Origin of the sequence: Sphingomonas sp. AAP5 (assembly GCF_004354345.1) — a bacterium.
GTDB classification, from domain to species: Bacteria; Pseudomonadota; Alphaproteobacteria; order Sphingomonadales; family Sphingomonadaceae; genus Sphingomonas; species Sphingomonas glacialis.
In genome coordinates, this window is record NZ_CP037913.1 from 812,908 (window position 1) to 825,096 (window position 12,189).

General features: G+C 67.7%; 10 protein-coding genes. All 10 read left to right on the plus strand.

Annotated elements, in window-relative coordinates; translation table 11 throughout:
* The first annotated feature begins 36 nt into the window (after positions 1–36).
* The 10 genes from E2E30_RS03755 (at position 37) to E2E30_RS03800 (ending at position 12,176) form a co-directional block, all read left to right on the plus strand.
* The gene (locus E2E30_RS03755; protein ID WP_133187377.1) at positions 37–1,536 is read left to right on the plus strand and encodes an AMP-binding protein; all 1,500 of its coding nucleotides are present in this window, start codon (positions 37–39) and stop codon (positions 1,534–1,536) included.
* Positions 1,533–2,759, plus strand: a complete 1,227-nt coding sequence (locus E2E30_RS03760; RefSeq protein ID WP_133187379.1) for a pyridoxal-dependent decarboxylase, exosortase A system-associated — start codon at positions 1,533–1,535, stop codon at positions 2,757–2,759. The genes E2E30_RS03755 and E2E30_RS03760 overlap by 4 nt, the downstream gene beginning before the upstream one ends.
* A gap of 104 nt (positions 2,760–2,863) precedes the next feature.
* Entirely contained in the window at positions 2,864–3,508 is a 645-nt protein-coding gene (locus E2E30_RS03765) for an XrtA/PEP-CTERM system exopolysaccharide export protein (protein WP_133187381.1), read from the plus strand.
* Positions 3,509–3,521: 13 nt separating this feature from the next.
* Positions 3,522–5,045, plus strand: coding sequence for an XrtA system polysaccharide chain length determinant (locus E2E30_RS03770; RefSeq protein ID WP_133187383.1), 1,524 nt, complete (start codon positions 3,522–3,524; stop codon positions 5,043–5,045).
* A complete protein-coding gene (locus tag E2E30_RS03775) occupies positions 5,042–5,974 on the plus strand; it encodes an AAA family ATPase (RefSeq protein WP_133187385.1) in 933 nt (310 codons plus the stop codon). Before E2E30_RS03770 ends, E2E30_RS03775 begins: the two co-directional genes overlap by 4 nt.
* Complete coding sequence (locus E2E30_RS03780; RefSeq protein ID WP_133187387.1) at positions 5,971–7,599, plus strand: hypothetical protein; 1,629 nt, start codon at positions 5,971–5,973, stop codon at positions 7,597–7,599. The genes E2E30_RS03775 and E2E30_RS03780 overlap by 4 nt, the downstream gene beginning before the upstream one ends.
* Before the next feature lie 39 nt (positions 7,600–7,638).
* Complete coding sequence (locus tag E2E30_RS03785; protein ID WP_133187389.1) at positions 7,639–9,033, plus strand: XrtA/PEP-CTERM system-associated ATPase; 1,395 nt, start codon at positions 7,639–7,641, stop codon at positions 9,031–9,033.
* Between the two features lie 4 nt (positions 9,034–9,037).
* Positions 9,038–9,895 carry an XrtA system polysaccharide deacetylase gene (locus E2E30_RS03790; RefSeq protein WP_133191913.1) on the plus strand — a complete coding sequence of 286 codons (858 nt, stop codon included), beginning with the start codon at positions 9,038–9,040 and terminating at the stop codon, positions 9,893–9,895.
* Entirely contained in the window at positions 9,892–10,965 is a 1,074-nt protein-coding gene (locus E2E30_RS03795; RefSeq protein WP_133187391.1) for a FemAB family XrtA/PEP-CTERM system-associated protein, read from the plus strand. Before E2E30_RS03790 ends, E2E30_RS03795 begins: the two co-directional genes overlap by 4 nt.
* On the plus strand, positions 10,965–12,176 hold the full coding sequence (locus tag E2E30_RS03800; protein WP_133187393.1) for a TIGR03087 family PEP-CTERM/XrtA system glycosyltransferase: 1,212 nt from the start codon (positions 10,965–10,967) through the stop codon (positions 12,174–12,176). Before E2E30_RS03795 ends, E2E30_RS03800 begins: the two co-directional genes overlap by 1 nt.
* Positions 12,177–12,189 lie beyond the last annotated feature (13 nt).

Consider the following 12,189-nt stretch of genomic DNA (forward strand, 5'->3'; position numbering starts at 1 on the left):
CCCTTCACAGCCAAGCCGCGTTCGCTATCAGGGGGCATGCTTGCGCTCGACCCAATCCCCCGGCCCATCGATACGCTGCCCGCGTTCGGGCGTGGCGATGCGGTGGCGGTGATCGATCGCGCGGGGACGCTCGACTTCGACGGGCTCGAGCGGATGACGGGCGAAGTGGCGGCGTGGCTGGCGGCGCAGGGCTATGCGCCGGGTGCGCGGGTCGCGAGCTGGCTGCCCAAGACACGGCTGGCGTGCGTATTGCCGATGGCGGCGCCACGCGCGGGCCTCGTGCATGTTCCGATCAACCCGATGCTCAAGCGTGCGCAGGTCGCCTATATTCTGGCCGACAGCGGGGCGGCAGCGCTGCTGACGCAAGCGGCTCGACGCGATACGTTGGAAAGCGGTGATATCCCCGAGGACTGTGCAGCCTTGCTCGAAGAAGACGTGCACGGGGAGGGCCGACTTCCGCCGTCGAACGCCGATCCCGCCACGCTTGCCGCGATCCTCTATACCTCGGGATCGACCGGGCGGCCGAAGGGGGTGATGCTGAGCCACGCCAATCTGTGGCTCGGCGCGATCAGCGTCGCGCACTATCTCGGGCTGACGCCCGACGACCGCGTGCTCGGCGTGCTGCCGCTGAGCTTCGATTATGGGCAGAACCAGCCCTTCTCGACCTGGGCGGCGGGCGCCAGTTACGCGCCGCTCGATTATCTGACGGCGCGCGATGTCGTGAAGGCGGTCGAACGCGTCGGCGCGACGACGCTCGCGGGCGTCCCACCGCTGTGGGTCCAGCTGCTCGAAGCCGAGTGGCCCGATGCCACGGCAAGCCTTTTGAAGCGCCTCACCAATTCGGGCGGAGCGTTGACCGCGCCGCTCGTCGCCGGGCTGCGGGCGCGGTTCGCGCAGGCCGATCTCTACCCGATGTACGGGCTCACCGAGGCGTTCCGCTCGACCTATCTTGCCCCCGCGCTGGTCGCCGCGCATCCCGACTCGATCGGCCGCGCGATCCCCTTTGCCGAGGTGATGATCGTCCGCCCCGACGGAACGCAAGCCGCGGCGGGCGAGCCGGGCGAGCTCGTCCATGCCGGGCCGCTTGTCGCGCAAGGGTATTGGCGCGATGCCGAGCGCACCGCGCAGCGTTTCCGTCCCGCACCGGCCTGGTCGACATCGGGCGGAATGGCGGTGTGGTCGGGCGATACGGCGGTGATCGACGACGAAGGCCTGTTGCGCTTCGTCGGACGCGACGATGAGATGATCAAGAGTGCCGGCAACCGCATCAGCCCGACCGAGATCGAGGAAGCCGTCGTGGCGGGCGGCGAGACCGTCGAGGCGGTCGCGCTCGGCGTGCCCGATCCGCGGCTCGGCCAGGCGATCGTCGTGGTGGCGCGCGGCGACGGTGCGCGCGAGGCCGATCTGCGCGCGCGCTTGCGGCGCGATCTGCCGAGCTTCCAGCAGCCGACGCGCTACGAATGGCGCGCCGAGCTGCCGCGCAACGCCAACGGCAAGCTCGACCGGGCAGCGATCAAAGCGGAACTGACGTCATGAAACCGATGGGTACGATCCCTGCCGACTTTGCCGGTGCCCCGCTCACGATCGCCGGGCGCAGCGCCGCGGATTGGGTGGCGATGGCGGGCGATACGCCGCTGTTCATCTATGACAGGGGAGCGGTCGAAGCGCGGATCGCTCGCTTCCGCGCGGCCTTTCCTGACATCGACTTGCATTATGCGATCAAGGCCAACCCGTTCGCGGCGCTGCTCGCGGCGATGGCGCCGTTGGTCGACGGGCTCGACATCGCTTCGGGCGGCGAACTGACGATGGCGCTCGCGGCGGGCAAGGCGCCGCCGACGATCAGCTTCGCAGGCCCGGGCAAGCGCGACGACGAGCTTACGGCTGCGATAAAGGCCGGGGTCACGATCAACCTCGAATCGAGCGGCGAGGCGACGCGCGCGCTTGGCATTGGCGACCGGCTTGGTATCACGCCGCGCCTCGCCATCCGGGTCAATCCCGAGATCGAGCTGCGCGGATCGGGGATGCGGATGGGGGGGCGTGCGTCGCCGTTCGGGATCGACGCCGATCGCGCCGCGGCGGTCGCCCGCGATGTGATCGCGAGCGGGGCGGACTGGCGCGGATTGCATATCTACGCGGGCTCGCAAGCGCTCGACGCGCGGGCGATCATCGACACGCAGGCGGCAACGATGGCGCTGGCCGGGCGGCTCGCCGAGGAAATCGGCGTGATGCCGCCGCTCGTCAATCTCGGTGGAGGCTTCGGCATCCCGTATTTCCCGGGCGAAGCGCCGCTCGACATCGCCGCGATCGGCGCGGCGCTCGCGGAAGCACTCGCCACCCGCAGCACGGCCTTGCGCGACACGCGCTTTGCGATCGAGCTCGGACGCTGGCTCGTCGGCGAGGCGGGCGTCTATCTGACGCGCGTCGTCGACCGGAAGGAGAGCCGCGGCGAGACCTTCCTTGTCGTCGATGGCGGGCTGCACCATCAGCTCGCGGCGACGGGCAATCTCGGCACGGTGGTCAAGCGCAACTATCCGGTGAGCATCGCCACCGCCGCCGCCGGTGCGCCGACTGAGGTCGTCAGCGTCGTCGGGCCGCTGTGCACCCCGCTCGATCGGCTCGCCGATCGCGTCACGTTGCCCGTCGCCGCAGTCGGCGATCTGGTTGCGGTGTTCATGGCCGGCGCGTACGGGGTCTCGGCAAGCCCGACGGCGTTTCTGGGGCATCCGCTCCCGGCAGAAACGCTGGCCGAGCATTCCTAACGGTATATTCACCCCTTCCGCACCATATCGTGTCGACAGCCGTAGCTTGCTCATCCGGGGCAGACGTGACTCGGGTCGGCAGCATCAAGCGGTGGGAGGTATGCATGCAGCGTTTTTCGAAGTCAGTTCGCGCGGTCTTGAGCGTCGGGACGAGCGCGCTCGCGCTGGCCGGTTGCACGACCGCGAGCCGTCCTGAACTGCCGCAGGCCGCCTTTGTCGCCGGGCAGGAACAGCCGGGCGAGGAATATATCATCGGCCCGCTCGACCAGCTCAACATCTTCGTGTGGCGCAACCCCGAGCTGTCGTCGAAGGTGCAGGTCCGCCCCGACGGCCGGATCACCACGCCGCTGATCAGCGACATGCCCGCGGTCGGCAAGACGCCGCGGATGCTCGCCGACGACATGAAGATCGCGCTTGGGGAATATATCAAGGATCCGATCGTTTCGGTCATCGTCGAGAATTTTTCGGGCACCTTCAGCCAGCAGATCCGCATCGTCGGCGCGACCGCCAAGCCTGCTTCGATCCCGTACCGCGCCAACATGACGCTGCTCGACGCGATGATCTCGGTCGGGGGCTTAAGCCAATATGCCGCAGGCAACCGCGCAAAGCTCGTCCGCTACAATCGTGAAACCGGCAAGCAGGTCGAATACAATCTCAAACTGTCGCGTCTGCTCAAGGACGGCGACAGCCGGGCCAACGTGCGGCTCGAACCCGGCGATGTGATCATCATCCCCGAGAGCATGTTCTAGGGGCCGCCGAACGATGAGTGGTTTCCTCACCGAAGTGCAGATCATCCTGCACACCATGTGGATGCGGCGCTGGATAGCGCTCGGCGTCGCATGGGGTGTCGCGGTGTTGGGCTGGGCGGTCGTCGCGCAGCTCCACAACAGCTACGAATCGCGCGCGCGCGTCTTCGTCCAGCTCAACACGATCCTGCCGAGCGCGGTCGGGATCACCGCTGCGGATCAGCAGAAGGACGTCGACACGATCCGCCAGACGCTGACCTCGGCGGTCAATCTGGAAAAGGTCGTGCGCGGCACCGATCTCGCCAATACGGTCAAGACTGACCGCGACGTCGCCGACCGCGTCAACACGCTGTCCAAGGCGATCAAGATCACCGCGCAGCAGGACAATCTGTTCGAGATCGTCGCAAGCGGATCGAGCCCCAAGGTGACCGCGCAGATCGTCCAGAAGCTGATCGACCTGTTCGTCGAACAGAATCTGTCGGGCGACCGCGACGAGACCAATTCGAGCCTCAAATTCCTCGATGCGCAGCTCGAGCAGCGCCAGAAGCAGCTCGCCGATGCCGATGCCAAGCGCGCCGATTTCCAGAACCGCTATCTCGGCAGTCTGCCGGGTTCGGGCTCGCTGACCGACCGGATGGGCGCGGCACGCTCGGCGATGGCGCAGGTCGATAGCGATCTGGCGGCGGCGCAGTCGGCGTTGTCGGTGGTCAATGGCCAGATGGCCGGAACGCCCGCCAACATCCCCGGCGCAGCGGGCGCTGCCGCCAGCGCCGGCCCGGCGCGTGCGCGGCTCAATGCGATCCAGGGGCAGCTCGCCGATGCGCGGGCGCGCGGCTATACCGAGAACCATCCCGACGTCGTCGCGCTGCGCAGCCAGCTTGCGTCCGCGCAGGCAGCAGCACGTAGCGAACCGATGGTCGGCGGCGGTGGCGCCGCGTCGGCTTCGAACCCGGCCTATCTCGGGCTGCGCTCGATCCAGGCCGACAAACAGGCGCAGGTCGCGGCGCTTAGCGCGCGCAAGGGGCAACTCCAGCACGATCTCGATGCGATCAACGGCAAACTCGCTGGCGACCCCGCGGTCGCCGCGCAGCAGTCGCAGATCGATAACGACTATCAGGTGATGAAGGACAGCTATGCCAAGCTGCTGGCTGATCGCGAGGCGATCAAGCTGCGCGGCCAGGCGCAGAGCCAGACCGATTCGATCAAGTTCAGCGTAATCGATCCGCCGACGGCACCGCGCGTTCCTGCATCGCCCAACCGGCCGCTGTTGCTGACCGGGGTGCTGATCGCAGCGCTCGGCGCAGGCGTCGCGGTGGCTTTCGGGCTGACGCAGTTCAAGACGACATTTGCGACCGCAGGCCGGCTCGAAAAGGCCGCCGGGCTGCCGGTGATCGGCTCGATTGGCGCGATCGTCACCAAGGCGCAGCTCGCCCACCGGCGGCGGATGCTCGCCTATTTTGCCGGCGGGGTCGGTGCACTGGGCGCAGCCTATATCGGCTTGCTCGGGGTCGAGATGCTTCAGCGAGGATTGGCAGCATGAGCGATCCAACCCCGCGCAAGCGTCCCTCGCTGCTCGAACAGGCGGCAACGCGCTACGACTTCAACACCCATTTCCGTCCGCTCGACGATGTGCCGGCCGAGAAGCCGGTCACCACGCCGATCGCGCCAGTCGCGTCGCCTACGCCCGAGCCGCGTCCGATCGCGGCGCCGCGCGCTACGCCTCGGCCGGGTACCGAGGTCAAGATCGATCGCGCCTTGCTCGCCGAACGCGGCGTGCTCGTACCGGGTGCGCCGATCGGCGCACTGGTCGAGGAATTCCGGCTCGTGAAGCGCCAGTTGCTCACCACCGCGCGCGGCGTTCGCGTGCGATCTGGCGACCTGTCGCGGACGATCCTCGTTACGTCGGCACAGCCCGACGACGGCAAAACCTATTGCGCGCTCAACCTCGCCATCTCGATGGCGGCCGAGCGCGACCTCGAAATCCTGTTGATCGACGCAGATTTCGCCAAGCCCGACGTCATGGCGCGGCTGGGGTTGAGCGAGGGGCGGGGGCTGCTCGATGCGCTCGCCGATCCGCAGGTCGAGCTCGAGAGCTGCGTCGTGCGCACCGATATCCCGCATCTCAGCCTGCTGCCGTGCGGCACCAAGTCGAATGCCGATACCGAGCTTGTCGCGAGCGCGCGGACCGGCGAACTGATCGCGCAACTGCTCGCGGCCGATCCGCGGCGCGTGCTGATCTTCGATTCGCCACCGGTGCTCGCCGCATCCCCTGCTGCCGCGCTCGCGCATCATGCCGGGCAGGTGATGCTCGTCGTGCGCGCCGACCGCACCAGCGAAAGCGACCTGCGCGAGGCGATCGACCTGCTCGACGGATGCGAAGACATCCAACTCCTCCTCAACGCCGTGTCGTTCGCCCCCGGTGGGCGGCGCTTCGGCAGCTATTATGGACAACAGGAAGACGCGTCATGAAGTGCCGCCTCCGCTCCACTGCACTCCTGCTCGGGACTGGGCTCGCCGCGTTGATCGCGGCCGCACCGGCGCAGGCGCAGGACCAGCAACGCCGAACCCGCATCTCGCCGTATATCGAGATCGGGCAGATCGTGACCGCCGACCTCAAAAATGACGACGTCCTGACCTATTCGACGGTCGCGGGCGGGGTCGAGGCGTCGGTCCAGACTCAGCGTACGCAGCTGCAGGTCAGCTACCGCTATGAGCGGCATTTTTCCTACGCCAAGCGTGTCGGGGACGACGATCTGCACAATGGCCTGGCGCGAGGCAGCATCGCCGTGGCACCTAATCTCAGCATCGAGGCCGGCGCGATCGCGACGCAGACGCGTACCGATATTCGCGGCGCAGCACCGATCGCGCAGGTCGGCCAGCGTGACAATATCAGCCAGGTGTTCTCGGGCTATGTCGGGCCGAGCTATGCCGCGCATGTCGGCCCGGTCGGCGTCGCGGCGAGCTATCGCTACGGCTACACCAAGGCCGGTTCGCCGGGGAGTACCGGTGTCGCACCCGGCAGCCCGCGGCTTGACGTGTTCGACAGCTCGCAAAGCCACACCGTCAACGTCAGCGCGGGGGTGAAAGCTGGGGCGCTGCTGCCCGTCGGGATCAACGTCTCGGCCGCCTATGACCGCGAGACCGCCAACCAGCTCGATCAGAAGTTGGAGGACAAGGTCGTTCGCGCCGATCTCGTCGCGCCGGTTGCGCCGACGGTCGCGCTCACCGCGGGCGTCGGCTACCAGAATCTGCAAGTGCGCCAACGCGATGCCTTGGTTGACGCAAATGGGGTGCCGGTGGTCGACCGCCGCGGCCGCTTCCAGTCCGATCCTGCCTCGCCGCAACGCATCGCTTACGAGACCGACGGCTTGATCTATGACGCGGGCGTGATCTGGCGTCCGTCGGAGCGCACCACGCTGCAGGCACATGTCGGGCGGCGGTATGGCGGGATGACCTATTTCGGAACGCTCAGTTACGCCGCGACGCGCTCGATCTCGGTCAATGCCGATGTCTATGACACGGTCGAGACGTTCGGGGGGCAGTTGCGCAACAGCCTGGCCGGTCTGCCGACCTCGTTCCTCCAACAGCGTGCGGCATTCGGTCAGCAATATAGCGGCTGCACGTTTGGCGCGGCGGGCGCGGGGGCGGGCGGGTGCCTGAACGGCGCGTTGCAGTCGATTTCGACCTCGGCGTATCGCGCACGCGGCATCGATGCGGTGATCTCGGCGACGCGCGGCAAGCTCAATCTCGGCGTGGGCGCGGGCTATTCGAACCGCCGCTTCCTTGCGCCCGACCAGATCAACGCGGCGTTCTCGATCAACGGCGTCAGCGACCAGAGCTATTATGCCCAGGCGTTCGCCAACGTGCCGCTCACGCGGGTCTCCGGTATCAACGGGACGCTGATCTACAATTATTACGACAGCGGGATTGCCGATGCGCCGGGCGTGACAAGCGCCGCGGCGACCGCGCTCTATTATCACAATTTCGGTCGGATCGGCACGACTGCTTCAGCAGGCCTGTATTCGTTCAGCCAGAGCGGCGTCGCGGATCAGCTTTCGGCGACGGGCCAAGTGGGTGTACGGTATCAATTCTGAAACGCACGGGCGGATTTCTGTCATTGCGGGGATAGCAGCATGTACGAAGACTATTATGGATTGCGCGGTCGCCCGTTCCAGCTGACGCCCGACCCACGCTTCTGGTTCGAGACCGCGACGCATCGCAAGGCAATGGCGTATCTCGGCTATGGCCTGGCGCAGGGCGAGGGCTTCATCGTCATCACGGGCGATGTCGGCGCGGGCAAGACGACGCTGGTCGGCCATCTGATGGATACCGTCGATGCGACTCGGCTCCACGTCATCAAGATCGTCTCGACGCAGATCGAGGCCGAGGATCTGCTGCGGATCGTCGCGGGCGGGCTCGAGATCGAGAGCGACGGGCTGACCAAGGCGCAATTGCTCGTCGCGATCGAGCGCGGGCTGCGCGCGACCGCGCGTGCCGGACGCCGTACGCTGCTGATCGTCGACGAAGCGCAGGCGCTGCCCGTGTCGAGCCTCGAAGAGCTGCGGATGCTCTCGAACTTCCAGACCGGCAGCCATGCACTGCTGCAGATCTTCCTGCTCGGCCAGCCCGAGTTTCGCGAGCGGCTGCACGGGTCGGACCGGCTCGAACAGCTCCGGCAGCGCGTGATCGCGGTCCACCATCTCGATCCGATGGAGCGGGACGAGGTCGAACCCTATATGCGCCATCGCCTCGCCGTGGCGGGATGGACCGGGCGCCCGGGCTTCACGCCCGGCGCCCATGCGGCATTTTACGATGGCACCGACGGCGTGCCGCGGCGGCTCAACCAACTGGCCGGGCGCGTCCTGCTCTACGCAGCGATCGAGCAGCTCGAGACGATCGACGCGCACGCGGTGGCGACCGTGCTTGCCGACATTGCGGGCGACATGCCCGGCGTGAAGGCGATTGCGATCCCCGAACGCGAAGCGCTGGTCGCGACGCCGGAAGCCGAACCCGTGCCGAGCCTGGTGCCCGAACCGGATGCACCGGCCGTGCCGCACTCGGATCCGGTCGCTGCACCCGAGCCGGTGGCGGATGTGGAACCTGAACCCGAACCGGAGCTTGAGCCCGAGCTGGACTCAGAACCGGAGCCGGAGCTGGAGCCGGACTTCAAGTTGGAGCCCGAGCCCGAGCCCGGGCCCGACCTCGAAGCGGAAGACGAAACGCCGCATGCGCCCGATCCGGTCGTGCTCGCGGTCAGTGAGCCTGTCCCGGAAGTGCTCCCGGTGCCCGCATTCAAAGTGCGGCCTATCGCCGACGACGCGGAGGACCATCCGCCGATCGCGCCGCGCGAGGAGCCCATTGCATCGACAGACGTGGAGCCCGACACTACCCTCGCCGAGCAAGTCGCTGCGCTCACTGCGCGCGTCGAGGAGCAGGACGTCGCGCTGCGGCGCGTGTTGAAGTTGCTCGTCGACTGGGCGGAGTCGGGACAGGCGCCGGGCCTTGCCATGCAGCATGACGAGGACTGAGCCGATGCGCCACGCGCTGACGGTCGATATCGAGGACTGGTTTCAGGTCGGCGCGTTCGAGACGGTGATCGACAAACGCGACTGGGATTCGCTCACGCCGCGCGTCGAGCGCAACACCGATGCGGTGCTCGCGCTGTTCGGCGAAAGCGGCGTCAAGGCGACCTTCTTCACGCTCGGCTGGGTGGCGCAGCGCTACCCGGCCTTGATCCGGCGGATCGTCGAGCAGGGGCATGAGGTGGCGAGCCACGGCTGGGACCATGACCGAGTCTTCACGCTCGATGCCGCGCGGTTCCGCGCCGACATCGGCCGCGCGCGCGCAGCGCTCGAGGATGCTGCGGGCGTCGCCGTCACCGGCTACCGCGCGCCGAGCTTCTCGATCGATGCGCGCACGCCCTGGGCGTACGATGTGCTCGCCGAGGAGGGCTATGCCTATTCATCGAGCGTCGCGCCGCTCAAGCATGACCATTACGGCTGGCCCGAAGCTTCGCGCTACGCCTTCCGCCCGCTTGCCGATTCGCCGCTGATCGAAGTGCCGGTGACCGTCGCCGAATTCGGCGCGCGCCGGATGGCGACGGGCGGGGGCTTCTTCCGGCTCTTTCCGGCAGCCCTCACCGATTATGCGGTACGCCAGGTCAGCCGGGAGGCGCAGCCAGCGATCTTCTATTTCCACCCGTGGGAGATCGATCCCGGCCAGCCACGCGTCGCCAACGCGCCCGCGAAATCGAAGCTGCGGCATTACAGTCGGCTCGGCGCGATGGCGGGCAAGCTGCGCGGCTTGATCGGCCGGCATGACTGGGGCCGGATGGACGCCGTCGTCGCGGCGCTCGATCTGCCGGCGCGGGCGCGCGAGCCAGTCGCGTGACAGCGCCGTTGCTCGCCGCGCCGGTCGGCGTCCGGGCGATCGATTTGCGGGAGCCCGACGCGCGGACGCGGGTCGACGCGTTCTTGCGGGCGCACCCTGAGGCGACGCCGTTCCACCTGCCGGCGTGGAGTCTCGGCGTCGCGCAAGGCTGCGGGCAGACCAGCCACACGCTCGTCGCCGAGCATGCCGACGGGGCGATCGTCGGCATGCTCCCTTTGACCGAGATCCGCTCGCCGCTGTTCGGCAGGGCGTTGGTGTCGAACGGCTTCGCGGTCGGTGGCGGTATCCTCGTTACGAAAGTTGCGGCGATCCCTGCGCTGGCCGACGCGGCGTGGGCGCTGGCCGAGCGGCTCGGCTGCCCAACGCTCGAACTGCGCGGCGGACCGATCCCGGCCAAGGGCTGGCAAATCGACACGACCACCTATCTCGGCTTTGCGCGCGATCTCGCGGCGAGCGATGCCGACGAACTGCTCGCGATCCCGCGCAAGCAGCGCGCCGAGGTGCGCAAGGCGCTCGACGCCGATCTCGAGGTCGCGATCGGAAGCGCGCCCGCCGACCTCAAGGCGCATTATGCGGTCTATGCCGAATCGGTCCGCAACCTCGGCACGCCGGTATTCCCTAAGCGGCTGTTCCGCGCGGTGCTCGATCAGTTCGGCGACGATGCCGACATCCTCACCGTCCGCGCGAACGGCGAGCCCGTCGCGGCGGTGCTCAGCGTCTATTTCAACGGGACCGTCTATCCGTATTGGGGCGGCGGCACGCACGCCGCACGCGGGCTTCGCGCCAATGACCGGATGTATTTCGCGCTGATGGCGCACGCCCGGTCACGCGGCTGCACGCGCTTCGATTTCGGTCGCTCGAAGGCCGGGACCGGCCCTGCCGCGTTCAAGAAGAATTGGGGATTCGAGGGCGTCGCGCTGCCCTACGCCAAGCGCGCCGCGGTCGGCACCGAGGCGCGCGAGATCAATCCGCTCGATCCGCGCTATTCGCGCAAGGTCGACCTGTGGAAGAAGCTGCCGCTGTGGGTGGCGAACCAGCTTGGCCCGCACATCTCACGTGGCCTCGGCTGATGGGAGACATCCTCTTTCTCGGCCACCGCGTGCCGTATCCGCCCGACCGTGGCGACAAGATCCGTGGCTTCCACATCCTCAAATATCTGTCGGCACGCAAACGCGTCCATTTGATCGCCTTTGCCGACGATACGCGCGATCTCGCCGGCGAGACCGGGCTCGCCAAGATGACCGGCAACCGTTCGATCATCTGGCGCTCCAAGTCGCGCGTGCAGGCAGCGATCGAGGCGCTGCTGACGCGCAAGCCGACTTCGCTCACGTCGTTCGACAGCCGGTCGCTGCGGAGCGCGGTCGAGGCGCTGCTCGAGCGCCATGCGATCGACACGATCTACGTTTTCTCGAGCCAGATGGCGCAATATCTCCCGGCGCGCCCGCGGCAGACGGTCATCATGGACTTCGTCGACATGGATTCGGCCAAGTTCGCCGCCTATGCGAAGGAAGGCCGCGGCCCTATGGCGTGGGTGATGCAGCGCGAGGCGAGATTACTGTTCCAGTACGAACGCGCGATCGCCGCGCGCGCCGATGCCAGCCTGTTCGTCAGCGAGGCCGAGGCGCAGCTGTTTCGCAAGCGCAGTGGCGCGGAGCGCGTCCATGTCGTCGAAAATGGCATCGACACCGACGTCTTTGCACCCGACGCCTCGTTCACGCAGATCGAGGCGATCGAGGCGTTGATCGTCTTCACGGGGCAGATGGATTATCGCCCCAATATCGAAGCGGTGAGCTGGTTCGTCGCGGCGATCTTCCCGCACATTCGCATGCGCTTTCCGCACGCGCGCTTCGCGATCGTCGGGCGCGCGCCGAGCGAGGCGGTCAAGGCGCTTGGCAAGCAGCCCGGCGTGATCGTCACCGGCGAAGTCGCCGATGTGCGCGGCTGGCTTGCCGCGGCGTCGGTCGTCGTCGCACCGCTCAAGCTCGCGCGCGGCATACAGAACAAGGTGCTCGAGGCGATGGCGATGGCGCGGCCGGTGGTCGCGTCGCGCGCCGCGGCGGAGGGGATCGACCATGCCGACACGCTGCGCGTCGGCGAGAGCGTCGGCGAGATCGCCGATGCGGTGATCGCGCTGCTCGACGATCCTGCCGCAGCGGGACGACTGGGCCGCGACGCCCGCGCGCAGGTGCAGGCGCGCTACAGCTGGGAAGCAAGGCTCGCGCCGCTCGATGCGATCCTCGGGATCAGCGTCAAGGCGCCGCCGCGCCGCTCCGCGGCCTGAGCCGGTGACGATC

Coding starts and splice junctions, on each gene's coding strand:
- E2E30_RS03755 (WP_133187377.1), top strand. CDS start 37: ATGCTTGCGCTCGACCCAATCCCCCGGCCCATCGATACGCTGCCCGCG.
- E2E30_RS03760 (WP_133187379.1), top strand. CDS start 1,533: ATGAAACCGATGGGTACGATCCCTGCCGACTTTGCCGGTGCCCCGCTC.
- E2E30_RS03765 (WP_133187381.1), top strand. CDS start 2,864: ATGCAGCGTTTTTCGAAGTCAGTTCGCGCGGTCTTGAGCGTCGGGACG.
- E2E30_RS03770 (WP_133187383.1), top strand. CDS start 3,522: ATGAGTGGTTTCCTCACCGAAGTGCAGATCATCCTGCACACCATGTGG.
- E2E30_RS03775 (WP_133187385.1), top strand. CDS start 5,042: ATGAGCGATCCAACCCCGCGCAAGCGTCCCTCGCTGCTCGAACAGGCG.
- E2E30_RS03780 (WP_133187387.1), top strand. CDS start 5,971: ATGAAGTGCCGCCTCCGCTCCACTGCACTCCTGCTCGGGACTGGGCTC.
- E2E30_RS03785 (WP_133187389.1), top strand. CDS start 7,639: ATGTACGAAGACTATTATGGATTGCGCGGTCGCCCGTTCCAGCTGACG.
- E2E30_RS03790 (WP_133191913.1), top strand. CDS start 9,038: ATGCGCCACGCGCTGACGGTCGATATCGAGGACTGGTTTCAGGTCGGC.
- E2E30_RS03800 (WP_133187393.1), top strand. CDS start 10,965: ATGGGAGACATCCTCTTTCTCGGCCACCGCGTGCCGTATCCGCCCGAC.